Here is a 22,928-nt window from a genome sequence, read left to right on the forward strand (position 1 = left end):
ATGGCCGATGCATCGCAAAAGCTCCAGGCGCTCGTGCGCTCTTTGAACCTGATTCCTTACTTTAAAAATCACCCCGACAAAACGCCCATGGAAGCGGCTACGGATTTGGGAATGGAGCCCGGTGAGCTGAAGGAGGCCCTCGATCGTCTATTTTGTTCCGGCACGGGCCGCAATACTGAAGATCTCATTGATCTCAGCTTCAGCTACCGCGATGGGGTAACCATCCACAATGATCAAGGCTTAAGCCAAGCTCTGCGCCTTACCCCCACCGAGGCCGGCGCCTTGCTCCTTACCTTAGAGTCCCTGCAGGCCATGCCGGGGCTTATCGATGCCCACGCGGTCGAATCCGCCGCTGCTAAACTGCGCGGCATCATGGATGAAAAGACTGCAGCTATCTACGATTCGCTGTCTACTCCAGCCCCTGAAGAAACGGATATTCAGGCGCTTTTGACCCAAGCGGTCAATGAACGAAAGCGGGTGCGGCTGCGCTACTGGAGTGCTTCGTCTAATGCAGAATCCGAGAGGCTAGTGGATCCGGCGCGCATATTCATCGTTGATTCTGAGCCGTACCTGGCGGCATGGGAAGAAGCAAAGCAAGCCCATCGCACCTTCCGGATCGACCGCATTAGGAACGCTCATATGGAAAAAGAGCAGGCGCAGCCGCACCTGAAGGACCTCGATTTTGATGCCGCTTCACCCTTTAATTTGGGCAACGCGGACACCGTGAAATTAGCAATTCACCAAGAATTCACGTGGCTGGCCGAATACTACGATATGCGGCTGGGCGAAGACCTGGGAAATGGGGAAATAGCTGCAACGATGCCTATGGGATCAGTAGATTGGCTTATTCGCTTTGCCTTGGGTCAAGCTGATAGGTTGCGGGTAGTGGCTCCTCAATCCGTGGTTAAGCTCATTGCGGAACGAGGAAACACCGCTTTGAGCGGCTATACTCAATAGCCAGTTACTTGCCCGTTAACTGCGCCCGCCCGCTGGAAGATTTTCCGGAAGTACCGCTGCCCGGCATGCTGGCGCACTAGTTGAAAGAGGTTTCTCCATGAGCCTAGGACCTATGGAAATCGGCCTAATCGTTCTCGTTATCGTCTTGCTATTCGGTGCAAAGAAGTTGCCGGATCTGGCACGTTCCATGGGCCGTTCCATGCGTATCTTCAAATCTGAGGTTAATGAGATGCAGTCCGAGGATACCCAGCGTTCCCAGGCGCAGGCACAGCTGAACCAGAAGCAGCAGTCCGATGAGGAATTCTGGAACCGACCAGACATGCAGCCGGGCCAGCAGAACCACACCAACCCTCAGCAGTAAACGCCCCCAGCCCGTCGTTGCGCGAACACCTCTACAGCGCGCGGATATGCCCTCGCAATCCGCGTAGCAGGGAAGTGTTCGCTTCTTTGCGTTGAAAGAGCCACACTGATGTCGCCACAGTCACAGCCTGTTTCTGCCCCGAAGGCAAGCAAGAACGTGAAGGGGAAGCTGCGGTTTTCCCGTAAGCCGAAGAACCCTACCGGGGAAATGACCTTGGTGGAGCACCTGCAGGAGCTGCGCCACCGCGTCATCATCGCCGTTTTAGCGGTGGTCGTCGGCGCCATCATTGGCTTTATCTGGTACCAACGCGCACCGTTCGGTATCTCCCCGCTGGGTGAGATCCTCCGCGAGCCCTATTGTGCGCTGCCAGCAGACAAGCGCGCCTCTTTCAGTGCGGATGGCGAATGCCGTCTTTTGGCCACCAGCCCTTTTGAAATGCTCCTGCTGCGCTTGAAGGTAGGCGCTCTGGCGGGCACCGTATTGTCCTCGCCGGTGTGGCTATATCAGATTTGGGCCTTCGTAGTCCCTGGCCTCCATAAAAATGAGCGTCGCTACACCTTGAGTTTCGTCTCTGCCGCAGTGGGACTATTCGTTGCTGGCGCCGTGCTCGCGTATTTCATCCTGTCCGTTGGGCTGGAATTCCTCATGGGCATCGGTGAAGAGTACCAAACAGCAGCGCTGACAGGTGAACGCTATTTCTACTTCCTTTTGGCATTGCTGCTGATATTCGGCATCAGCTTTGAAATTCCCCTGCTCATTGTGTCGCTCAATCTTATTGGCGTGCTGGAATATGAGCATGTCAAGGACAAGCGGCGGATCATTATTGTCGTCGTGATGATTTTCGCCGCCTTTGTTACCCCGGGCCAGGATCCCTTCTCAATGGTGGTTTTGGCTGGATCGCTCATCCTTCTCATCGAGATTGCATTCCAGTTCTGCCGCATCCACGATAAGCGCATGCAACGCCAGCGCCCCGAGTGGATGGACCTTGACGACGAGGCTGCTTCACCGCTTGGTGCCGGTCCAGACGCTGTTGGAGGGCCTACTCCCGTCGCGGCGCCAACCCAGGTACACCCTTCGCCCGCTCCTTCTCAGCCGGTTTCTCAACCAGTCCAGCAGGCACAGCGACAGCAGCCGCAGACGTGGACCACCGGCGGCACCGGGACTTCGTCGAACAGCGGCGGCTTTTTCGACGATGTCCTCTAGGCACGGGTAGCCTGGGGAGTCATGACTGAAACTCATCTGGATTATTTTTCTGCAGCCCTGCCATACCCCTTGGATGAGTTCCAGGTTAAGGGATGCCAAGCCGTGGAAGACGGGCACGGTGTGCTGGTGTGCGCGCCGACCGGCGCCGGCAAAACCATTGTGGGCGAGTTCGCAGTATCGCTGGCATTAAGCCGAGGTACCAAGTGCTTTTATACAACTCCCATTAAGGCGTTGAGCAACCAGAAGTATCACGACTTGGTGGAAGAGCACGGTGAGGAAGCCGTCGGCTTGCTCACCGGTGATGTATCGATCAACTCCGATGCAGAGATCGTCGTTATGACCACCGAGGTGCTGCGCAATATGATCTACGCAGAATACGCAGCACTAGATCGCCTTACCCATGTGGTCATGGATGAAATCCACTTTTTGGCTGATGCTTCGCGCGGCGCAGTGTGGGAAGAGGTAATCCTCAACCTGGCAGACCATGTCTCCATCATTGGTCTATCTGCCACAGTGTCCAATTCGGAAGAATTCGGCGATTGGCTTTCCACTGTGCGTGGCGATACCAACGTCATCGTTTCCGAACACCGCCCAGTTCCGCTCGACCAGTGGATGATGCTGGGACGTAAGATTTATCCGCTTTTCGAGCCCGAATCCGGCGGACAAGTCAACGCCGAGCTAGAGCGTAGAATCCAGCGCCTTGAGGCCGGCGATACCGATGACGGTCGCGCAGACTATAAGTCCGGCAAGGGCTTTCGCGCCCGCGCCCGCCACAAGGGCGGCGGTCGTAGTGAATTCCGTGGAAGGGGAAGGGGACGCTCCGGTGCTTCTCGCCAGCAGGATCGCTATCGCCCCTTGGGCCGTCCGGAGGTACTGAAAGTACTCCAGTCCCAAGACATGCTGCCGGCCATTACCTTCATTTTCTCCCGCGCTGGCTGCGATGGCGCGCTCTATCAGTGTCTGCGCAGCCGCATGGTGCTTACCTCCCAAGAAGAAGCGCAGCAGATCAAAGAAATCGTCGATGCTGGTGTAGAAGGTATCCCCGAAGAAGATCTACAGGTCCTAGACTTCAAGCGCTGGCGCGAAGCCCTTTCCCGGGGCTTCGCGGCACACCATGCAGGTATGCTGCCGGCCTTCCGGCACATCGTGGAAGACCTCTTCGTACGCGGCCTCGTCCGCGCCGTCTTCGCTACCGAAACCTTGGCTCTCGGCATCAATATGCCGGCGCGCACCGTGGTGCTAGAAAAACTCATCAAATTCAATGGTGAGGCCCACGTTGATCTCACCCCCGGCCAGTACACGCAGCTAACTGGCCGCGCGGGGCGTCGCGGCATCGATACCTTGGGCAATGCAGTCGTGCAATGGGCCCCCGCCATGGATCCGCGTCAAGTAGCCGGCCTTGCTTCCACCCGCACTTACCCTCTCATTTCTACCTTCGCTCCAGGCTACAATATGGCAATCAACTTGCTGGGCATGCTTGGGTTCGAAGACTCTCTTCGGTTGTTAGAGAAGTCGTTTGCCCAGTTCCAAGCGGATGGCTCGGTGGTGGAAGAAACCCGTGAAATTGAGCGCGCGGAACATCGAGTACGCGAGCTGCGCAGCCAGCTGGATGATGCCGTGGCGTCGCTAGCACCTCCTGCCAAAGACGGGGAAGATCCCGCCGAGGTACTGATGGACTACGTCCGCCTGCGCCGCGAACTCAGCGCTGAAGAAAAGCAGTCCAAAATCGATAGCGCTAACCAACGCAACCAAGAGGTTATTGCGGTTCTGGGGCGTCTGCAGCTAGGTGATGTTATCGCCATGCCCGGCAAGAAGCGCCCTATTCTCGCTGCGGTTGTCACGCCCGCTAACCAGACCGCGGATCCCCGCCCGTGGATTACCACGGAATCTGGGTGGTCTGGTCGGATCGACGCCGCCGGGATCAATAATCCTCCCATTCAGGTGGGGCGCATTAAAGTGCCGAAGCCGGTACGCAAGAACCCACGGCGCAATACCCGTTACGTGCAGGATGTCTTGCGCCGTGAGCACTTCGATCGCCCCAAGCGGATGAAGTCGCAGCCCCGTACTCGGCCCAATAAGCGGGTAGGGCAGTTGCGCGATCAGCTACGCGCTCATCCCGCGCACGAGTGGCCGGCTACTGATCGCGAGCAGCTGGCGGGCTTGGCACAAAAGCTCGCACGGCGCGAGCGTGACCGAGACAAGCTCCAGTCCAAGGTAAATAAGGCTACAGATACTTTGGGCCGCACCTTCGAGCGCATCGTTGACCTTCTGGCAGAAATGGACTATGTCGAGTTCACCGGGGTAGGTTCCGAACGCACGCCCGTAATTACTGAGGAAGGCGAGCGTCTAGCCAAGATTCACAGCGAATCCGATCTGCTCGTGGCACAGTGCTTGAAGCGCGGGATTTGGGATGAGCTGGATCCTGCCGAGCTTGCCGGCGTTGCTTCTTTGTGCTGTTTCGAAAACCGCAAGGCTACCAGTGGGCAGCCAGAAGCAGCTACCGAGCGCATGGCCGATGCCATGAATGGCACGTGGCGCGTTTATACCGAACTCACCGCCGATGAGCAGCGCCACCGTCTGCCGCCTACCCGTGAGCCGGAGGCTGGTTTCGCCCTGGCCGTCCACCAATGGGCAGCCGGTGCCCCCTTGGGCTATTGCATGGCTGCCGCTAATGAAGCCGGCGCCGAACTTACCCCCGGTGATTTTGTCCGCTGGTGCCGGCAGGTCATTGACCTCCTGCAGCAGGTGGCGAAGACCGGTTATGACGGCGAGATTCAGCGCAATGCCCGTCGGGCTATCGATGCCATTCAGCGCGGTGTGGTAGCCATCGGCGCCTAGAGGCCGCGGCTTGGGCGAGTAGACTCTGGGACATGACTGTTACTCAGACTTTTTCCGCTGATGTCTACGCCCAGCGCCTGCAGGCCGCCCAACAGGCCGCTAAGGACAAGGACATCGATCTACTCCTCATCGGTACGGGTCCAGACTTTGCCTATCTCACTGGCTCCTGGGTTTCCTCGCACGAGCGCCTTACCGTTTTGGTCGTGCCGCAGCAAGGCAATGCGTGGATCGCAGCGCCTAATACCGATATCACCGATATCAAGGCGGCTCCAGTAGGAGAGCTGGATGTAGAGCTAAGGAGTTGGAACGACGGCGATAATCCCTATGAGCTAGCACTAGATGGTGCAGGCGCTGCTCTAAACAATGTGGCCCTGGGGCAGTCGCTGACTGCAGACCACGTCCTGCGTTTTCAGGATCTAATCCCACAAGCCAATTATCAGTTGGCTACCTACGCGCTGGCGGAGCTTTTTACCCGCAAGGATGAAGCTGAGATTGCTGAGCTGCGCAAGGCTGGCCAGGCCATCGATGCGGTCCACGCACAGGTACCAAAACTCCTCCAGCCGGGCCGCACCGAGGCGGAGGTGGCTCAGGAATTGGAAGAGCTCATCTTGCAAGAGCACACCGTTATCGATTTCGTGATTGTCGGCTCGGGCCCGAACGGCGCCAACCCGCACCATAGTTTCTCGGACCGTGTGTTAGCGGAGGGCGAGCCAGTCGTCGTCGATATCGGCGGCACTCTGCCTTCCGGTTACCACTCCGATTGCACCCGCACCTACGTGGTCGGCGGGGACGTTTCCAAGGCACCGCAGGACTTTCAGGATGCTTATGCCGTGCTTGCCGACACCCAAGCAGCCGCCCGCGCTGCAGCCCACCCCGGTAGCATCGCCGCAGAGATCGATGCCATTACCCGCAAGGCAATCGCTGCAGCCGGCTGGGGCGACAACTTTGTCCACCGCACTGGCCATGGCATCGGCCTATCCACTCACGAAGAGCCGTTCATTATGGAAGGCAATGACCTCACATTGGAAGAAGGCATGGCCTTTTCCATTGAGCCGGGCATCTACGTGGAAGGCAAGTGGGGCATGCGTTTGGAGGATATCGTGGTGCTTACTAGCGATGGCTACGAGTCCCTTAACCTAGCTCCGCGTGAAGTCCGTTAAATGGCTGGCGTACTAATCCTCGGTGGCCGCAGTGATATCGGCGGCGAAATAGCTCGGCGGGTGGCTCCCGGTAAGGACATCGTGCTCGCTGCTCGTGGCACCCATGGAATGGACGGTAGAGAACAGCAGTTGCGGGCGGCGGGCGCGCGCAGCGTGCACTTGCTTGATTTCGACGCCGCAGATTTTCCGTCCCATGCTGGCGTTGTCGATCGCGCGATAGAGCTAGCAGGACCTCTGGAGATTGCGGTTGTAGCCTTTGGCATCCTGGGTGACCAGGAGCGAGCGGAACGCGATGCTTCCCACGCGGTCGACATCGCCAAAATTGATTACGCGGCGCAGATTTCCCTGCTCACCTTGGTTTCTGAGCGCATGCAGCGCGGTCACATCATCGCGTTTTCTTCGATCGCAGGGTGGAGGGCCCGTCGAGCGAATTACGTCTACGGTTCTACCAAGGCTGGTCTTGACGCCTTCTGTCAAGGTTTGGCCGACAAGCTGCACGGCAGTCGGCTAGGACTCATTACCGCACGCCCCGGCTTCGTGATTGGCAGCATGACAGAAGGAATGAAACCGGCGCCGCTTTCGGTGCGTCCAGAGGATGTGGCCGAGGCCGTGGTCAGCTGCATAGACCACGATGCACGGCGCGGGAGACCGCGTTCGCGCACCATCTGGATCCCCAGAGCTCTACAGGGCCTAGCGTGGATCATGCGCCTCGTGCCGCGCCCAATCTGGCGGCACATGCCACGCTAGAGTCTGCGATCCTGCTAGTGTGCGCGGAGCAGTGGGGAGTTGATGTCGAAGATGAATCCACGCGGGGCGAGTACGCGCAGAACCACCTCGGCATCGCCCTCAGCGATATTGTGAAAGACTAATCCGCCCCAAGGGGTGACGGTGATGTCTACTTCCAGCTGCCCAATGAGCTGTGCAAACTCGGCTGGAATTGCGCCTTTATGAACGCCTGCGCCCAGATCAACGATGCCCGCAGGCAGATGCTCATCCAGCCAGCCAATGGGGCCGGGTTCTGCCAGGGCGGAGCTTGTGTGTTCCTCGGCCTCCGCGCACTGGAGTGCTTCCTCATAATGACGGGCGGCGGCGTGTGGGGTAAGTGGGGCAGTAGGGGTGTCGACAAGCGGGGAGCGCCCAAGGTACAAAGAACCATCCTTGTCGATGTTTAAGCTCACACCAGCGGCACCCGCGGGCAAGTTATCCTCTTCCGCGATGACTGCAAGACCTGGCCCACCTTCTACCGCACCCAGTTCAGCCGCAATGTCTTGGGCCGCCTGCTTGGCCGCTGCCGATAGGGGTGAGGCCAGCACCGGCACCGTGGCGGCATGTAGATGCAGGCCCTGGAGCCGCCGCTTAAGCGCCTCCGCATCCGTAATTCCGCGCAGCTCGATGGCAGAAAACCGGTCGATGTACACAAATCCATCCGCGCAAGCACTGGCGCATTCTGCCAAAGTTGCCCAATCTGGGGCGTGGGTGCTGCCGCCGGCAACGTGGATGCGGGTGCACGTGCCGTACTGAGGGGCGTCGAAAAGCGCAGGAGTAAACATGCGCACCAGTTTAACCTGCCGCGGCTGCAGCATAGTTCACGAGTGTTGCCAGCGCATTTTCAGTCTGCCTCGTTAAACTGAGGCCATGCCGTTTTTCTATTTTGCTCTCTACATGGTCGCAGAAACCCTGACTTTCTGGGCCGTATCCACATGGATCGGTGTTGGTTGGGCGCTAATCGCGCTCTTTGTCACCATGTTTTTCGGAATGTCCATCGCCGGCATTGAAGTCCGGCGCTTGATGGGAAAGCAGGTCGAGCGCACAGGAGACGGCACTTACGTTGTCCGCGGCGGCAATATGGGCAAGACTGCCAGCAACGTAGGTCTTACCTTGGTAGGCGGCATGTTGCTCTCCTTGCCTGGCTTCCTAACCACGATTCTCGGCGCCCTACTTATTTTCTCGCCCACCCGTGCAATCATCCGCACAGTTATGGCAGCGTCTTTGTACCGCAAGATCGAGAATATGGGTGTCAAGATCTACGAGGCAACCCCGATGGCGCAGCAGCATGACACGTATGGCGATTTTGGCTCCTTCGGCCGCGGACAAGCCGCACACAGCGGGCACCCGAGTACTCAGGACGCTGGCCCACATGAGGTCTTGGATGAGGAAGAGATTCGCCGGTGGACTGAAAACCTAGATCCGGATGACTTTGGCCCTGCCGGTGGCGAGACTAAGGGCGGCAAGAGCTAGTGTTGCCTATCCTTGCCCGCCTTTTAGTGGCGGGCCTTTCTGGTCTGCTTACTTATGCCGCCCTTGAGCCCCGCGGCTGGTGGTGGGCCGCAGTCGCAGGCATGGGCTTGCTCTATGTGAGTTTGATGCCTTGGGGAACTAGGCACGTCTCCGCCCGTCTGGGCGCACTACTCGCGGTAGCGCATTCACTCGTGCTCTATCTTCTCACCTTGCCCTGGATCGGTGAATTGGTGGGAAGCGGGCCGTATATTGCGTTGGCAGTATGGCTTGCGATTTACGCCATCCTGCTGGGCTTTGGCGGCGCCGCGGTTGCACGGTGGAAGTACGGTTTTATTGCTTTCCCGTTCGTTTACCTCGCGGTGGAGGCACTGCGTTCTTCTCTACCTTTCGGTGGTTTTTCCTGGGTCAAACTGGCCTGGGGGCAAATCGACGGGCCGCTAGCCAAGCTAGCTCCGTGGGGTGGCACCTCGCTTATCACCGTCGCCACAGTACTGTGTGGCTGCGGAATCGCCGCCTTGGTGATTCAACGCGGGTGGAAGGCCAAGGCCGTCGCACTGGTGACAGTTATTCTTCCCCTTGCGACCGCGACGGTAGCGGGCTTGAGCATCAACCGCGACGACTCCATTGTCGGTGAAGCAAAGGTTGCTGCCATTCAAGGAAACGTACCTCGCATGGGCCTAGATTTTGCTGGGCAGCGCCAAGCGGTTCTCAATAATCATGTGGCCGAAACGAAGAGGCTGGCCGCGCGCGACAAGGACATCGACCTTGTCATCTGGCCTGAAAACTCATCCGATATCAATCCTTTCCATGACGGTAGGGCAGCCGCGGCAATCAGTGGTGCCGTTGATGCGATTGATGCCCCCGTTCTGGTTGGCACCGCTACGCGCGATGACGTGGGCGCCCGCAATACAATGCAGGTCTTTGCTCCTGGCCACGCGGTAGGGGACCACCACTATAAGAAGTACCTGCAGCCTTTCGGTGAGACCATGCCCATGCGGGATTTCTTTGCCAAATTTTCTGACTATGTGGACCTTGCCGGGGACTTCAAACCCGGCGATGGTCCAGGTGTGGTTTCCATGGGGGGCGTGCCGGTAGGCGTGGCGACGTGTTATGAAGTCTCCTTTGACAACGCCTTTAGGGAATCGGTCAAAAATGGCGCACAATTGCTTACTACGCCAACCAATAACGCCACCTTTGGCTACTCTGAAATGACCTACCAGCAATTGGCCATGAGCCGGTTGCGTGCGATGGAAACAGACCGAGCCGTGGTGGTGGCGGCGACCTCTGGAGTATCTGCCATTGTTCACCCCGATGGCCGCGTCAGCCAGTCCACGGAAATTTTCACGCCGGCCGCTCTCGTGGAGCAATTGCCCTTGCGTAGCGGCGAGACCTTTTCCGTTAGGTTTGGTTCGCCCCTGCAATGGCTCATGGTTATTATTGGAACAGTCTGCGCACTGGTAGCTTTGCGCACAAACCGCCTGCGACGCACCCCGCGCCGCTCCGGCACAGATACATACGTAGGAGCATAAACACTGTGAGCACGCTTGAAGCCTCGACCTTGGTCATCATCCCGACCTATAACGAGATCGAAAACCTCCCTCTCATTACTGGACGCGTCCGCGCGGCGGTCCCAGAGGTGCATATCCTCATCGTGGACGATAACTCGCCCGATGGCACCGGCGACAAGGCCGATGAGTTCGCAGCGCAGGATGACCATATCCACGTTCTCCACCGCGAAGGCAAGGGTGGCCTGCTAGGCGCCTATATCGCTGGCTTTGAGTGGGGCTTGGAGCGTGATTACCAGGTACTGTGCGAGATGGATGCAGATGGCTCCCACGCGCCGGAACAGCTCCACTTGCTGCTAGAAGAGGTAGACAAGGGTGCGGACCTAGTGATCGGCTCCCGCTATATTCCGGGCGGCGAGACCGTCAACTGGCCGGCTTCTCGCGAGTACCTTTCCCGCTTGGGTAATATCTACATCTCCGTGGCGCTGGGCGCTGGCCTGTCCGATATGACCGCCGGTTATCGTGCCTTCCGCCGCGAACTCCTCGAATCCATTGATTTCGACGAGCTATCCAAGGCGGGCTATATCTTCCAGGTGGATCTGGCTTTCCGCGCGGTTAAGGCCGGCTTCGATGTCCGCGAGGTTCCTATTACCTTCACCGAGCGCGAATACGGCGAGTCCAAGCTTGATGGTTCCTTCGTGAAAGATTCCCTGCTGGAGGTAACCAAGTGGGGCGTTGCCCACCGCACGGAGCAGCTGCAGGATTTCGGCGGCGCCGTATCCAAGCTGGTCAATCGTGAGGTCAAGGATGGCTCCATTCACGATCTAGGCGTGCAGGCCCGCAAGGGCGCCGGCTGGGCATCTGACTTCGCCGGGGAAATTGCTCACCTAGCAAAGCACCAGATTGCACAGTTGAAGAAGTAGCCCATGCTTCAACGCTAAAGGCCCGTACCGTCCCTTAGTAAAACTAAGGAGGTACGGGCCTTTGTCTGCGGCAGAACCTTATGAGTTCTTTTGCTGCTGTTCCTGCTGCTCCTTTAGCAGGCGGGCTGCGGAACGGCGACGGGAGCGCAGGTGGTTAATGCGCTCTTCTAGGAGCTCGTCCAGCTCCTCAATGGAGCGGCGCTCACGCAGCATATCCCAGTGGGTACGTGGCGGCTTAGCCGGCTTAGACTCAACGCCTTCACCTTCTACAAGGTGGCCTAGCTTGCCGTTTTTGCACATCCATTCCTCAGGGATTTCAGCATCATCCGCAAAAGGCACCTCATAAATCTCGCCGTCTTCGGTGCGGTACTTCACCATTTGGCGCGGTGCGAGGTCGTGGTCGCGGTCGGTTTCGTAGCTGACTGCGCCCATACGGCTGCCACGGAGTACGCGATCTGCCATGCAACATCATCCTTTTCAAAGAGATCCCTGATTGAGTGCGAAGCAAAACTTCGCCTAAGAGCTACTAATTATAACGAACACCCTCGCGCCTTTGTTCCCAGCCCGCCCAAAATGGACTAAAGTGTATCGGGTGATCCGTACAGCTAGTCGTGAACGCAACGTCGGTTCCTGCCAGTGGTGTGGGAAGGACATTGATCAAGGCGGTAGAGGGCGGCCACGGAAGTTTTGCAGCGCCTCGTGCAAACAGCGGGCGTATGAGCAAAGAAATAATGTTAGTGGCACGGGTATTCCCGCTAACGCTGTGATCCTTACTCCGGAGAAGGCAGAAAGTTTGCGCGACGGACTTTTTGAACTACGTTGTTCCGCAGAAGATATCAATACCGCCGCGGAGGAAGGTGCTAGTGCGCAGGAGCTTGCCGGTTTGTGCGAAGAGCTTGTAGCCCTGGCCCGACGCCTAGAAGGACTTCGATAGAAGATGAAAAAGCTTTTTTATAACCGCAAGCTCGTCATTACCATCTTTGTGGTGCTCATTGTATTGCTCACCGCCGTGGCCATTGGCCCTATGGTGTATTCGCTTCTCAAGGGCGCCGGTGTAAAAACAGAGCCTATTTCCGCCGATGGAGCTAAGGCTGCGTCTACGGAACTAGATGGATCCTGGCAGGTTGCCAAGGGGCGTGCTGATAATCATACCTCGGTTGGTTTTACCTTCAATGAGATCCTACCTGCAGAAAAGACCACTACATCTGGTTCGACTACTGAGGTAACCGGTCAAGCAGAAATTTCTGATTCCACCCTCAAAACCGCGACGGTCACCGTGGATATGGATGAGTTGTCTACGGATAAAAAGGTCCGCGACCAAAATATGAAGTCCAAACTCTTTGAGACGCAACTTTTCCCAGAGTCTTCCTTTAAGCTCACCAAACCCGCTTCGCTTGCCGACGTCCCAGATGACGGCACCATTGGCACGGTAAAGCTCACCGGTGACTTGACCATCAAGGATGAGACACACGAGGTTTCCCAAGACTTTGACGTTCTCCGCGACGGGGATAACATCGTCATCGGCGGCACCGTTCCAGTTAATCGCCTTGATTATGGCGTAGAAACCCCGGAAATGTTGGCCGCAAAGGTTGAGGAAAAGGGCGAGGTCAATCTTCGCATTTCCTTCAAGAAGGACTAATAAGGACGAGCCTATGAACACCCGCCAAATGATCCCGTTTATGTGGCTGCGCCTTCTTATAGTCATCGGCTTTACCATTTTCGTAGCCGTTCAACACATGTGGGTCATCGTAGCGATTTCTGCCTGCTTGGCGCTTTTGACTATATGGCAGCTGTGGAGTGCTTACCGTAATCGTTAAATAAGACATCCAAAGCGAGCGGTAGTTGCCCCGAATATCGTCAATGTGACGTTATATGGTGGTGTGGTTGCATACTCCAGTGGGGGTGCATTTTTGCCAAAATCCACCCGTCTGGCCACCCATCGGGAGCCACACGCCATAGATGGCTGGCGCCCGTGGCACGGAGGGGCTCAATAGTGCTTAATAGTTAAGGCGCCTGGCGTCGCAGAGGCAGACTGCATACCGGCGGCCCTCAATAGGATTAGTCAGCCAGCTTGGCGGACCAGTGGCCACTGGAGTGTATCGCGGCAACTGCGCGACATCGCAAAGCAGAGCTTCACAGCAGAAGGCGGAGCGAAGATAATCGCCGCAATAAAAGGAGCAAGCGGGGATTCTGATAAGACCGACCAGAAGGCTCGAGGTATGCCAAGGTATAAATGAGGAACTGCCTAACCATGGATAAATGTCCGATAATGTACATTATGTCATTTAAACTAGGGGTGGCATTCCCCCCTTTTAGTTCCTGACTCCATACATTGATACCTGGACCCCGCCTCTATTGTTCGCTCCTGACAACACGCGCCCGAATGAAGCTTTCCAAATATGACATTCCTTCACGAAGATTGGTCTCTCGTCATTACTCTTGCCGCGGGCGACTTCTTTCTCGGCTTGGTCTCTCGTAGCCCATGCGGCCTTAAGCTCTGGATCGAATTCTGCGCTCGACGGATCCGATCCCTGCGCGTGTCCACCTCTAAATACGATGTAAACCACTTCCGGATGGTGTTCTTCATCCAGTGGACCGTTCCACCCACGCAGGCATGTCTCTTCAGTCCAACAGGTCACCCCTGAGCGGTCTACGCATTGCCCCATGGCTTCTTCTTGGGCGCGCGTCAGCGCAACCCCTGCAAAGGACTCATCAAGTGAATCGTCTTTCCGCGCAAATAATACGAAGATCCGCGCGGTGCTTTTCTTTTGCTTCTTCGTATCCATGCCCCACATCTTCTCACCCGGCTATCGGTTAGTTTTCAACTAAAATGCACACTAGCGCATATAAAGGCCAAGCAGGTCTCTATCAGGGGCGATTCCAAGTCGGCGAACGGACCTGATCACTACTGGGTGCGTAAAATCGGCATTATGACGATTCAGCATGTAGTAGATAAGCCTTCCCGCGCAGCCCTCTTTCTAGTTCTCGAAATCAAGGACGGCTGCGAGCAAGCCACCCGCGACATGCTGACGGGGTTCGCCGGACTCTTCAAGTCCGTGAACTTCCGCTATAACGAAGGCGAGCTTTATACCGTAGTTGGCATTGGCGCCTCCATGTGGCCGCGTTTGACCAGCGCACCCCTTCCTAATCGGCTAAAGGAATTCGAGGCAATTGACGCAGCGCACAAGGCCCCAGCAACGCCAGGCGATATTCTGTTCCACTTCCGCGCTAATAGCTACGATCTCTGCCACGAAATGGCCCGGCAGGTTTTAGACCAACTGGGTGATGCTGCAACGGTCATCGATGAGACCCACGGGTTTAAATACCTTGACCAGCGCGACCTGCTTGGCTTTGTAGACGGCACCGCCAATCCCCTCGCCGAGGAAGCTTTGGATACCGTGCTGCTTGACGACGCCGCCGATTACCCCCGTGGCTCCTATGTCACCGTACAAAAATACATCCACGACCTCGACAAGTGGAACGAGCTGAGCACCGAAGAGCAAGAAAAGGTCATTGGTCGCACCAAGGCTGACGATATCGAGCTCGACGATGATATCAAGCCTTCCAATTCTCACGTTGCTCTCAACGACCTTGAGGAAGATATCTACCGCGAGAATATGGTCTTTGGTTCTTTTGCTGCTGGTGAGATGGGTACTTACTTCATCGGCTATGCAAAGGATCCAGAAAACGTCATGGAACGTCTGCGCAATATGTTCATCGGCAAGCCAGAGGGAAATTACGACCGCATTCTAGACTTCTCCACCGCTCTTACTGGCACCAACTTCTTTGTGCCCAGCGCGGACCTGATGAAAAACTTCGACGAGCTACCGCCCGCCTAGCGGCGTCCCCCACGGTTGCGGTGGACCAATCCAAATTGCACCGCATCAATCATTCCGAGCGTCATTAAGGCCTCGCGGAGGGCAAATTGGAAGTTCCACAGGCGGCGGAATACTGGGTCGAACCCAGCCGCCGCGGCCTCCCGCAGGTGCCCATCAAAAAAGGATCGTTGCTGACGCAAAGATTCTAGGTAGTGCGTCCCCACGTGTGTTTCCGATACGATGCGCAGGTTCGAGTTCTTATCGACGAGCTGGTGCAGCTCCGCAGTAAGCGGATAGTCCAGTGCAGGCCACACATATGCCCGCAAGGCCTGAATCGAGGCCTTTCCGGCGTCGGTCATTGCTTCGGTCGCCACAAGGGACTGAATTCCTGCCCGGCCATTAGGGGTTAAGAACCGGTCGACTGCGCGAATATACTCTTTGCGCTCCTGTGGGCTAAGCTGTTCTATCTTTTCCACGGTGACGATTGCGTCATAGTGTCCGCGCCATTGCTTGGGATTTGGGACAACCCCGGGAATGCGTTCCACATGGATGGAATCATCTGCCCCCTCGAGCACGAGCGCCTCACGCATGTGACTTATCTGCTCTACATCGCTGGTCAATACGTCTACCGTTGCGCGCCGCTTGGTTGCGCGCATGGCAGGCTGCATTCCAGCGGCTGGGTACACCAATAGGTGGGTTCCGGCGCCGGTGCGAGTGACGTCGAGAAGCCAATCAGCGGCGCGACGCTGGGCATCGCCCAAATCATCTCTGTCCACACTCGTGGGCTCGCTTAGCGTCGTGACATCCACGAAGTGGCTTTTCGGTTCCTTGCGGCCGGCCTTGGGGCTATAGCTTTCTACTGTCTCCCTAATGGTCGTCGGCACACCGCTAGAAAAGATGCCACCCACATGGCTTAAACCATCACCGGAATAGAGCCGGACCAAATCCATCGGCAACTCCCCTGGCTCCGAATTGCCGGTGTCTAGCATCTTGGCCTTGGGAAGATATCCCACCCCCAGCAACCGCCCAAGCACTTTTACCAGCTGGGAGGACGAGCTGACGGACCACTCTCCTGCCATAAAGCTTTCTGCGAACCCCAGCCATCCACTGGCGGCGATTCGTTCAAACAAGGCATCGTGTCCGACCTTGAGATCTGGTCCGCCCTCTACTTCCAAGTCGAGTTCCAATCCGGCGTCATCGCAAGCCTTGGCAAATTCAGCCTCTGCACGGCGAGCCTTTAAACCAGGCCAACGAGGTGAAGGGACTGTAGCCACATTGGGCCAGGAATCTGCATCGATGGAGCTCAAATGCTCGGGGCGGATAAAACTCATAATGCCAGGTGCGCTCCTTGGTGGGCGGAGGAAGTCACTATCGGCAATTACCTTAGTCAGCTTGGCACGCACCTCGGCTTAGGCGCTCCGCACAGGCGCATTGGTTCCTGCCGCGAAAATAATAACGATGCACGGAAGTTTATCAGTCAATGAGTATGCACGTTCTGTTAGAAGTGTTTACACTGAATGGGTACAAAACATTAGCTTTCTTGAGGAAGGTCGCAATAAATCCATGACTGATACCGCTTATCGTCCCAATGGTGGCCGTCACCACGTTGTCGTGGTTGGCGCTGGCTTCGGTGGTCTCAACACCGTCCAGAAGCTAAAGAACGCCGATGTAGAAATCACTCTCATCGATAAGAAGAACCACCACCTGTTCCAGCCGATGCTGTACCAGGTAGCAACAGGCATGATTTCCGCCGGTGAGGTGGCCCCGTCCACCCGCCAGCTGCTGCGCGATCAGGATAATGTTCACTTCGTTAACGCCGAGGTTACAGATATCAACCTGGCTGACCAGACCGTCACTGCCGAGCAGGATGAGTTCTCCCGTACTTACGCATATGATTCCCTGGTGGTTGCAGCGGGCTCCGGTCAGTCCTATTTTGGCAACGACCATTTTGCCGAGTTCGCCCCAGGCATGAAGACCTTGGACGATGCCCTCGAGCTGCGCTCTCGCATCATCTCCGCGTTTGAGAAGGCTGAGCTTACCGATGACCCAGCGGAGCGCGAGCGCCTGCTTACCTTCATCATCGTTGGTGCTGGGCCAACCGGCGTCGAGCTGACCGGCCAGATTGCCGAACTAGCAAACCGCACCCTCAACGATGTCTATTCCAACTACGGGACTACCTCCGCCAAGATCTACTTGCTTGACGGCGCCCCACAGGTACTGCCGCCATTTGGCAAGCGCTTGGGCCGCAAGGCACAGCGCACCTTGGAAAAGGAAGGCGTACAGGTTCACCTCAACGCCATGGTGACCGATGTGACTGCGGATACCGTCACTTATAAGGACATGAAAACCGAGGAAGAGACCACCCTGACGGGCGCTACCAAGATCTGGTCCGCCGGTGTGGCCGCTTCCCCACTGGGCAAGATGGTGGCCGAGCAGGCTGGCGTCGAGGCAGACCGCGCTGGTCGTGTCTCCGTGAATGAGGACCTGACCGTGGGCGAGCACAATAACGTCTACATGGTCGGTGACATGATCTCCCTCAACCGCCTGCCTGGCCTCGCACAGGTTGCTATCCAGGGTGGCGCGCACGTCGCTAAGCTCATTCAGGCAAAGGTGGACGAGGAGTCTACCGCCAATGAGAAGGAAGCCTTTGATTACTTTGACAAGGGCTCCATGGCAATCGTCAAGCGCTTCAACGCCGTCGTCAAGCTGGGCAAGACCGAGTTCGGTGGCTTCGCTGGCTGGGTAGCTTGGCTGGGCCTGCACCTGACTTATGTGATTGGCCTGCGCAGCCGCCTGGCAGTGCTGGTGAACTGGGCAACCAATATTCTTTCCCGTGACCGCGGCAACCTAGAAATCACCACTCAGCAGCGCATCGCGCGCAACATCATTAACAAGAACGAGAAGTAATTACTCCTCGATCGCATCGCCGCTCTCCTGCCTCAATGCAGGGCAAGGGCGGCGATTTTCTATTTTCCTGTCGTTACTCATTGATAGCGATAGCACCACCCCAACTGGGCACTGGAGCGCCGATTTTCGCACATAGTTTCCGTGACCTTTGTTAGGCTGAGAAACGCAACATGGGGTGCCGCACACAGTGCGGCTGAGAAATACCCATCGAACCTGCACTCAGTTAGAACTAGCGAAGGGATAGTTGTGGGATATAGTTTTCTCCGCGCGCACGATGCCGTGCGCGAGTCCACACCACTTATTCAATGTTTGACCAATAAGGTCGTTTCCAACGTCACCGCCAACGCCCTCTTGGCCGTTGGCGCCAGCCCGGCGATGGTTGATACTCCGGAGGAATCCCGCGAGTTTGCACAGGTAGCCGGCGGTGTTCTCATCAACTGTGGCACGCCTAGCTCCGAACAATACGGCGGCATGCGCGAGGCCATCGCGGGTGCGAATGCCGCACAGACCCCCTGGGTACTCGATCCGGTAGGTGCCGGCGGTCTCTCCAACCGCACCAAGTTCATGCACGAAGTGCTGCCCCTTGGCCCAGGGGCAATCCGCGGCAATGCTTCAGAAATCATTGCGCTCGCAGGTACCGGACAGGGCGGCCGCGGTGTCGAATCTACTGATGAAGTGGAAGCCGCGTTAGATTCCGCACTAGCGCTTTCCCGGGACACTGGCGCTGTAGTAGCCATTTCCGGCCCACGCGATCTTATCGTCCACGCCGGTGAAACCACGCGCGCTGCCTATCTGCGCTCCGGTCATCCGATGCTCCAAAACGTCATTGGTACTGGTTGTTCACTCGGTGCTATCTGCGCAGCATATTTGGCGGCGTGGGAGGATCCTTTCGAAGCAATCATCGCGGCCCACGCACACGTGGGAGCCGCAGGCAGCGTGGCAGCTGAAAAGCACCACGCGCCAGGCTCCTTTGCCGTTGCTTGGCTGGACGCGCTCTACGATGTCCCGACGGCGGACATCGAGGGACTAATCAAGCTCACAGACGTCGAAGGGGTTTAAATGGCAATCGACTGGTCGCTTTACCTTGTCACAGATCCAGATCTGGCAGGCGGGCGAGAAAACGTGGTTCGCATCGTGAAGGAAGCTGTACGCGGTGGGGTTAGCGTCGTCCAGCTGCGGGATAAGGAAGCTAGTGATGAGCAGATTGAACACACCGCCCGCGAGCTGCTGGCCGTGCTCGGCAATGTTCCGCTTTTTATCAATGACCGCGTGGAGGTAGCAGCAAAACTCGGCTGCCATCTACACATTGGTCAAAATGACATGGCCTTTCGTGAAGCCCGAGGGATGCTGTCCGATGAGCAACTTATCGGCTTGTCCATTGGCAACCACGCCGAACTTGCTGCCATTTCGGATGACGCCCGCCCGGATGTCATCGGTATCGGCCCTGTGTATTCTACGAACACGAAGAAGAACGCCCCGGCGGGGATGGGGCCAGATGCAGCAGCAGCCCTCGCCCGCGCCGCACGGGAACGCGGCATTGATTCCGTCGCCATCGGCGGCATTAAAGACCATAACGCGCACGAGCTGGCGGGAAGCGACTTTGCCGGCATTTGCGTAGTCAGCGACATCATGGCGGCCAAGGATCCTGCAGCAGCAGCCGCCCGATTAAAGGAGGCTTTCCATGGCTAAGGGCAACTATCCCCGCGTACTGTCCATCGCGGGTACAGACCCCACGGGCGGAGCGGGCATCCAGGCTGACCTAAAGTCCATTGCCGCTGCGGGCGGATATGGCATGAATGTGGTAACAGCCTTGGTAGCCCAAAACACCCAGGGTGTCCGCAGCGTACATGTCCCGCCAGTAGAATTTCTGCAAGAGCAGCTAGACGCAGTCATTGACGATGTGGAGATAGACGCGGTAAAGATTGGCATGCTTGCAGACGCCGCCATTACCGCCAAGGTCGCAGATTTCCTACGTCGCCTGCCGGAGGATGTTCCCGTGGTCTTGGATCCGGTCATGGTGGCTACCAGCGGGGATAGGCTGCTGGAGCAGGAAGCCGAACAGGCCGTGCGAGATCTGTGTTCCCGGGTGGATATCATCACCCCAAACTTGAAAGAATTGGCTGTTCTCACCAACACCGAGGAGGCAGGCGACCTCGAGCAGGCCATCGCCACCGCTAAACAATGGGCGAAGGAAGCTTCTACTGCAGTTGTGGTCAAGGGCGGTCACCTCGATTCCGATATCGCAGACAATACGGTAGTGAATCCGGATGGGTCCGTTCACCGCGTCTCCTCGAGCCGGGTGGACACGAAGAATACGCACGGCACAGGTTGCTCCCTCTCCTCTGCTCTGGCTACCCGGCTTGGAGCCGGCGATAGCCACACCGCAGCGCTTACGTGGTCCACCCACTGGCTGCACGAAGCCATTGTGCACGCGGATGCGCTCCAGGTGGGCAAAGGGCACGGTCCCGTGGACCACCTGCACCGCTCGCAGCGCCTCATGCGGGCGGCCTCTACCCTGCCGCAGCCCTACCTGTCCGGCAGCTTGAAGGAACCAGAAAACGTCGAGCAGCCCCGCGTTCCTGCGGCCGGACCACACACGCAACGTCTGTGGAACCTGGCGGGAAATCACTGGGAGGCTATCAAGGCTCTGCCGTTTATTCGGGCATTGGGAACGGGCGCTTTGGATAAAGAAGCCTTTGGGTTCTATCTTGACCAAGATGCCCAGTACCTCAACGCCTACTCCAAGGCCTTGGCGCGCCTAGCCAGCCTAGCCCCTGCAGCGGCACAGCAACTGCACTGGGCCGAAGGAGCGCATGATTGCTTGGCGGTTGAGGCCGAGCTGCACCGCGGCTGGCTCCAAGAGGGCATCACTACCGCAGCTTCTAGGGTTACTAGCGCCTATACGGACTTCCTTATCCGTTCAACTCATACGGATGACTACGTGGTAGGCGCTGCGGCAGTATTGCCCTGCTACTGGCTTTATGCAGAGGTAGGCCTACACCTCGCAGATTTCGATTCCCCAGAACATCCCTATCACTCCTGGCTTTCCATGTACGGCGGTGAAGACTTCCTCAACGGAGTCCGCGCCAGCCTCGACATTGTCGAGCAGGCTCTCAGCGGGGCGGATGAGCGCACTCGTACACGGGCCGAGCGCGCCTACATCACAGCGAGCCACCATGAGGTAGATTTCTTCGACCAAGCCGATAGGCGCTTTTAGGCCAGAAGGTCCGACCCCGGACGCGAAAGGACGGCGACGAGGAAGGTGGAATGCTCCGAGAATAGCTTCATGTCCCACGAGGAGAAGGTGAAGTCGACTCGGTAGCCCACCTTCTGCGCCATATCAAGAAAGTCGGAGAACTCCCAGCCCCGGCCCTCGCCGAAGCCGGTGACCAGGCGACCACCTGGTTTGAGAGAATTAAAGATATTGCGCAAAGCGGGCTCGCGGCCTTCTTTTGCTAGAAAGCCCATCACATTGCCGGCAGACACGGCGATATCAAAGGGGCCTTCCGGCACCTCTTCCTCGCACAGGTCTCCAACGAACCAGTGGCCGTCCGGAAAGTCGTGCTCTGCGTGCTCAATAAGAATGGGATCTACGTCGACTCCCACGACGCTGTGGCCGCGGCGAAGCAATTCGCCACCGACTCGGCCAGTGCCACAGCCGGCGTCGAGGATGGTGGAGTTGCGCTCGACCATGGCATCAATAAGCCGGGCCTCGCCATTGATGTCCTTGCCTTGTGCGGCAAGCAGCTTCCATTTGCGGGCAAAATTATGGGAGTGCTCGGGATTAGCTTCGGTTACTTCTTTCCACGTGGGCATAGATTCGATTATATTACCCGCCTTCGGTGTAAGATTTACCCGCTGCATAAAATCGCCGTCGAATTTTTGCGAACTTGTCCGCACTACCGCGCAAAGGAGGCTGAAACGATGCCATCCGTACCTTCACCCTTTAGGGGCCGCAAGAAACCCGAGCCTCTAAGTAAGCCCACCTCCCTGCCGGTACCGCCGGAACGCGCGATTGAACACTGCCGCGTTTTTGTTGATGGCGAGTCGCTTCCCGGTGAATACTCCACCAGCTCTGCTTTGGAAGCTATCGAAGAATATGGCCGTGGTTTTATCTGGGTGGGCCTGCACGAGCCCTATGAGTCTCAGATGACCAAGGTAGCCTCACAGTTTGGCATCCACGAACTCATCGTGGAAGACGCAGTTATGGCTCACCAGCGTCCCAAACTCGAACGCTACGATGACCAGCTCTTCGTCGTCGCCCGCTCCGTGAACTATCGCGACCATGATGAAGTAACGGATAAGCGCCAGATCATTTCTACCGGTGAGATCCAGATGATCATGGGTTCCAACTTCATCATTACCGTGCGCCACGGGGCAAAGCTTCCCAACTTGGCCTACACGGTGGAAGATGAGCAGGATCTGGTGGAGCTTGGCCCAGTGGCTATGGCCTGGAAGATCCTGGATATGATGGTGGACCGTTACTCGGAGATCTCTCGTCTCATCAGCATTGAGGTCGATGAGCTGGAAGAAGAAATCTTTACCCCTAACCTCAAGTTTGATGTGGACCGCATTTACATGTTCAAGCGTGAGGTGCTGGAGATGAAGCATGCCATCGACCCACTTTCGGTGGCACTGAAATCCATGGTTTCTGACCACAAGGATCTGATTTCTAAGCAATTGCGCTCGTATCTGCGCGACGTCAACGACCACGAGCTCGTAGTCAAAGACCAGGTCTCCAGCTTCGATGAGCGCCTTACCTCGCTTATCGATGCCTCGGTGGCCAAGGTAACCATGCAGCAAAACTCAGATATGCGCACCATTTCTGCGGTCGTTGGCATGTGGGCTGCGCCCACCCTGGTGGCCGGTATCTACGGTATGAACTTCGACATCATGCCGGAACTGCATTGGGCTTTGGGCTACCCCATGGCGATTATCATTATGATTTTGGTCGTTGTGGGCCTGTGGGCTTGGTTCCGAAAGAACCACTGGCTCTAAAAACTGCGGTACGCTCGTAT

General features: G+C 57.2%; 23 protein-coding genes. 18 read left to right on the forward strand and 5 right to left on the reverse strand.

The genetic code is table 11. The features are described from left to right. The 6 genes from I6I12_RS06735 to I6I12_RS06760 all read left to right on the forward strand — a co-directional run bounded on the left by I6I12_RS06735 (position 1) and on the right by I6I12_RS06760 (position 7,266). The gene (locus I6I12_RS06735) at positions 1 to 957 is read left to right on the forward strand and encodes a helix-turn-helix transcriptional regulator (RefSeq protein ID WP_049378140.1); all 957 of its coding nucleotides are present in this window, start codon (positions 1 to 3) and stop codon (positions 955 to 957) included. Between the two features lie 97 nt (positions 958 to 1,054). Next, entirely contained in the window at positions 1,055 to 1,318 is a 264-nt protein-coding gene (tatA, locus tag I6I12_RS06740; RefSeq protein WP_023021558.1) for a Sec-independent protein translocase subunit TatA, read from the forward strand. Positions 1,319 to 1,426: 108 nt separating this feature from the next. Then, on the forward strand, positions 1,427 to 2,521 hold the full coding sequence (tatC, locus tag I6I12_RS06745) for a twin-arginine translocase subunit TatC (RefSeq protein ID WP_049378139.1): 1,095 nt from the start codon (positions 1,427 to 1,429) through the stop codon (positions 2,519 to 2,521). A 21-nt stretch (positions 2,522 to 2,542) separates the two neighbouring features. Continuing rightward, positions 2,543 to 5,359 (forward strand): DEAD/DEAH box helicase, encoded by a 2,817-nt coding sequence (locus tag I6I12_RS06750; RefSeq protein WP_049378138.1) that lies wholly within the window; start codon positions 2,543 to 2,545, stop codon positions 5,357 to 5,359. Between the two features lie 32 nt (positions 5,360 to 5,391). Beyond that, a complete protein-coding gene (locus I6I12_RS06755; RefSeq protein WP_023021561.1) occupies positions 5,392 to 6,519 on the forward strand; it encodes a M24 family metallopeptidase in 1,128 nt (375 codons plus the stop codon). Further along, positions 6,520 to 7,266 carry an SDR family oxidoreductase gene (locus I6I12_RS06760; protein WP_023021562.1) on the forward strand — a complete coding sequence of 249 codons (747 nt, stop codon included), beginning with the start codon at positions 6,520 to 6,522 and terminating at the stop codon, positions 7,264 to 7,266. It abuts the gene before it with no gap. A gap of 14 nt (positions 7,267 to 7,280) precedes the next feature. On the opposite strand, the gene I6I12_RS06765 is transcribed toward I6I12_RS06760, so the two are convergent. Continuing rightward, a complete protein-coding gene (locus I6I12_RS06765; RefSeq protein WP_152687336.1) occupies positions 7,281 to 8,069 on the reverse strand; it encodes a precorrin-3B synthase in 789 nt (262 codons plus the stop codon). A gap of 85 nt (positions 8,070 to 8,154) precedes the next feature. Between I6I12_RS06765 and I6I12_RS06770 the strand changes: the two genes are divergently transcribed. Genes I6I12_RS06770 through I6I12_RS06780 form a run of 3 tightly spaced genes read left to right on the forward strand, consistent with a single transcriptional unit; the run spans position 8,155 to position 11,185 of the window. Beyond that, positions 8,155 to 8,757, forward strand: coding sequence for an FxsA family protein (locus I6I12_RS06770; RefSeq protein ID WP_023021564.1), 603 nt, complete (start codon positions 8,155 to 8,157; stop codon positions 8,755 to 8,757). After that, positions 8,757 to 10,286, forward strand: a complete 1,530-nt coding sequence (lnt, locus tag I6I12_RS06775) for an apolipoprotein N-acyltransferase (protein WP_200287499.1) — start codon at positions 8,757 to 8,759, stop codon at positions 10,284 to 10,286. Before I6I12_RS06770 ends, lnt begins: the two co-directional genes overlap by 1 nt. Before the next feature lie 5 nt (positions 10,287 to 10,291). Beyond that, positions 10,292 to 11,185: a polyprenol monophosphomannose synthase gene (locus tag I6I12_RS06780; RefSeq protein WP_023021566.1), complete on the forward strand. Its 894-nt coding sequence runs from the start codon at positions 10,292 to 10,294 to the stop codon at positions 11,183 to 11,185. Between the two features lie 78 nt (positions 11,186 to 11,263). Here the strand turns inward: I6I12_RS06780 and I6I12_RS06785 are convergent, their stop codons facing one another. Next, the gene (locus I6I12_RS06785) at positions 11,264 to 11,647 is read right to left on the reverse strand and encodes an RNA polymerase-binding protein RbpA (RefSeq protein ID WP_023021567.1); all 384 of its coding nucleotides are present in this window, start codon (positions 11,645 to 11,647) and stop codon (positions 11,264 to 11,266) included. A 130-nt stretch (positions 11,648 to 11,777) separates the two neighbouring features. On the opposite strand from I6I12_RS06785, the gene I6I12_RS06790 reads away from it, so the two are divergent. The 3 genes from I6I12_RS06790 to I6I12_RS06800 are packed head-to-tail and all read left to right on the forward strand — an operon-like array spanning position 11,778 to position 13,002. Continuing rightward, positions 11,778 to 12,119 (forward strand): hypothetical protein, encoded by a 342-nt coding sequence (locus I6I12_RS06790; RefSeq protein WP_034655353.1) that lies wholly within the window; start codon positions 11,778 to 11,780, stop codon positions 12,117 to 12,119. 3 nt (positions 12,120 to 12,122) lie between these two features. Continuing rightward, on the forward strand, positions 12,123 to 12,824 hold the full coding sequence (locus I6I12_RS06795; RefSeq protein WP_023021568.1) for a YceI family protein: 702 nt from the start codon (positions 12,123 to 12,125) through the stop codon (positions 12,822 to 12,824). Positions 12,825 to 12,837: 13 nt separating this feature from the next. After that, positions 12,838 to 13,002 (forward strand): hypothetical protein, encoded by a 165-nt coding sequence (locus tag I6I12_RS06800; RefSeq protein ID WP_023021569.1) that lies wholly within the window; start codon positions 12,838 to 12,840, stop codon positions 13,000 to 13,002. Positions 13,003 to 13,497: 495 nt separating this feature from the next. Here the strand turns inward: I6I12_RS06800 and I6I12_RS06805 are convergent, their stop codons facing one another. Further along, complete coding sequence (locus I6I12_RS06805) at positions 13,498 to 13,971, reverse strand: hypothetical protein (protein WP_200287501.1); 474 nt, start codon at positions 13,969 to 13,971, stop codon at positions 13,498 to 13,500. A gap of 144 nt (positions 13,972 to 14,115) precedes the next feature. On the opposite strand from I6I12_RS06805, the gene I6I12_RS06810 reads away from it, so the two are divergent. Then, positions 14,116 to 15,024 (forward strand): Dyp-type peroxidase, encoded by a 909-nt coding sequence (locus I6I12_RS06810; protein ID WP_200287502.1) that lies wholly within the window; start codon positions 14,116 to 14,118, stop codon positions 15,022 to 15,024. Here the strand turns inward: I6I12_RS06810 and I6I12_RS06815 are convergent. Beyond that, a complete protein-coding gene (locus I6I12_RS06815; RefSeq protein ID WP_200287504.1) occupies positions 15,021 to 16,334 on the reverse strand; it encodes an SAM-dependent methyltransferase in 1,314 nt (437 codons plus the stop codon). The genes I6I12_RS06810 and I6I12_RS06815 overlap by 4 nt on opposite strands. Before the next feature lie 232 nt (positions 16,335 to 16,566). Between I6I12_RS06815 and I6I12_RS06820 the strand changes: the two genes are divergently transcribed. From I6I12_RS06820 to I6I12_RS06835, 4 genes are all read left to right on the forward strand, one after another. Further along, complete coding sequence (locus I6I12_RS06820; RefSeq protein WP_023021572.1) at positions 16,567 to 17,910, forward strand: NAD(P)/FAD-dependent oxidoreductase; 1,344 nt, start codon at positions 16,567 to 16,569, stop codon at positions 17,908 to 17,910. A gap of 246 nt (positions 17,911 to 18,156) precedes the next feature. Then, positions 18,157 to 18,969: a hydroxyethylthiazole kinase gene (thiM, locus tag I6I12_RS06825; RefSeq protein ID WP_200287506.1), complete on the forward strand. Its 813-nt coding sequence runs from the start codon at positions 18,157 to 18,159 to the stop codon at positions 18,967 to 18,969. Next, positions 18,970 to 19,599 (forward strand): thiamine phosphate synthase, encoded by a 630-nt coding sequence (gene thiE, locus I6I12_RS06830; RefSeq protein ID WP_023021574.1) that lies wholly within the window; start codon positions 18,970 to 18,972, stop codon positions 19,597 to 19,599. Beyond that, complete coding sequence (locus tag I6I12_RS06835) at positions 19,592 to 21,127, forward strand: bifunctional hydroxymethylpyrimidine kinase/phosphomethylpyrimidine kinase (protein WP_200287508.1); 1,536 nt, start codon at positions 19,592 to 19,594, stop codon at positions 21,125 to 21,127. Before thiE ends, I6I12_RS06835 begins: the two co-directional genes overlap by 8 nt. Here I6I12_RS06835 and I6I12_RS06840 read toward each other — a convergent pair. Next, the gene (locus I6I12_RS06840) at positions 21,124 to 21,726 is read right to left on the reverse strand and encodes a class I SAM-dependent methyltransferase (RefSeq protein ID WP_034655351.1); all 603 of its coding nucleotides are present in this window, start codon (positions 21,724 to 21,726) and stop codon (positions 21,124 to 21,126) included. The genes I6I12_RS06835 and I6I12_RS06840 overlap by 4 nt on opposite strands. A 108-nt stretch (positions 21,727 to 21,834) precedes the next feature. Here I6I12_RS06840 and I6I12_RS06845 point away from each other — a divergent pair, with 108 nt between their 5' ends. Next, complete coding sequence (locus I6I12_RS06845; RefSeq protein ID WP_023021577.1) at positions 21,835 to 22,908, forward strand: magnesium and cobalt transport protein CorA; 1,074 nt, start codon at positions 21,835 to 21,837, stop codon at positions 22,906 to 22,908. The last annotated feature ends 20 nt before the right edge of the window (positions 22,909 to 22,928 follow it).

It is taken from the genome of Corynebacterium kefirresidentii (assembly GCF_016599755.1).
Classification (GTDB): Bacteria; Actinomycetota; Actinomycetes; order Mycobacteriales; family Mycobacteriaceae; genus Corynebacterium; species Corynebacterium kefirresidentii.

Excerpts from the sequence above, each read along its gene's own strand:
- I6I12_RS06735 (WP_049378140.1), top strand. The coding sequence starts at position 1 with ATGGCCGATGCATCGCAAAAGCTCCAGGCGCTCGTGCGCTCTTTGAAC.
- tatA (WP_023021558.1), top strand. The coding sequence starts at position 1,055 with ATGAGCCTAGGACCTATGGAAATCGGCCTAATCGTTCTCGTTATCGTC.
- tatC (WP_049378139.1), top strand. The coding sequence starts at position 1,427 with ATGTCGCCACAGTCACAGCCTGTTTCTGCCCCGAAGGCAAGCAAGAAC.
- I6I12_RS06750 (WP_049378138.1), top strand. The coding sequence starts at position 2,543 with ATGACTGAAACTCATCTGGATTATTTTTCTGCAGCCCTGCCATACCCC.
- I6I12_RS06755 (WP_023021561.1), top strand. The coding sequence starts at position 5,392 with ATGACTGTTACTCAGACTTTTTCCGCTGATGTCTACGCCCAGCGCCTG.
- I6I12_RS06760 (WP_023021562.1), top strand. The coding sequence starts at position 6,520 with ATGGCTGGCGTACTAATCCTCGGTGGCCGCAGTGATATCGGCGGCGAA.
- I6I12_RS06765 (WP_152687336.1), bottom strand. The coding sequence starts at position 8,069 with ATGTTTACTCCTGCGCTTTTCGACGCCCCTCAGTACGGCACGTGCACC.
- I6I12_RS06770 (WP_023021564.1), top strand. The coding sequence starts at position 8,155 with ATGCCGTTTTTCTATTTTGCTCTCTACATGGTCGCAGAAACCCTGACT.
- I6I12_RS06785 (WP_023021567.1), bottom strand. The coding sequence starts at position 11,647 with ATGGCAGATCGCGTACTCCGTGGCAGCCGTATGGGCGCAGTCAGCTAC.
- I6I12_RS06795 (WP_023021568.1), top strand. The coding sequence starts at position 12,123 with ATGAAAAAGCTTTTTTATAACCGCAAGCTCGTCATTACCATCTTTGTG.
- I6I12_RS06800 (WP_023021569.1), top strand. The coding sequence starts at position 12,838 with ATGAACACCCGCCAAATGATCCCGTTTATGTGGCTGCGCCTTCTTATA.
- I6I12_RS06805 (WP_200287501.1), bottom strand. The coding sequence starts at position 13,971 with ATGGATACGAAGAAGCAAAAGAAAAGCACCGCGCGGATCTTCGTATTA.
- I6I12_RS06810 (WP_200287502.1), top strand. The coding sequence starts at position 14,116 with ATGACGATTCAGCATGTAGTAGATAAGCCTTCCCGCGCAGCCCTCTTT.
- I6I12_RS06815 (WP_200287504.1), bottom strand. The coding sequence starts at position 16,334 with ATGAGTTTTATCCGCCCCGAGCATTTGAGCTCCATCGATGCAGATTCC.
- I6I12_RS06820 (WP_023021572.1), top strand. The coding sequence starts at position 16,567 with ATGACTGATACCGCTTATCGTCCCAATGGTGGCCGTCACCACGTTGTC.
- thiE (WP_023021574.1), top strand. The coding sequence starts at position 18,970 with ATGGCAATCGACTGGTCGCTTTACCTTGTCACAGATCCAGATCTGGCA.
- I6I12_RS06835 (WP_200287508.1), top strand. The coding sequence starts at position 19,592 with ATGGCTAAGGGCAACTATCCCCGCGTACTGTCCATCGCGGGTACAGAC.
- I6I12_RS06840 (WP_034655351.1), bottom strand. The coding sequence starts at position 21,726 with ATGCCCACGTGGAAAGAAGTAACCGAAGCTAATCCCGAGCACTCCCAT.
- I6I12_RS06845 (WP_023021577.1), top strand. The coding sequence starts at position 21,835 with ATGCCATCCGTACCTTCACCCTTTAGGGGCCGCAAGAAACCCGAGCCT.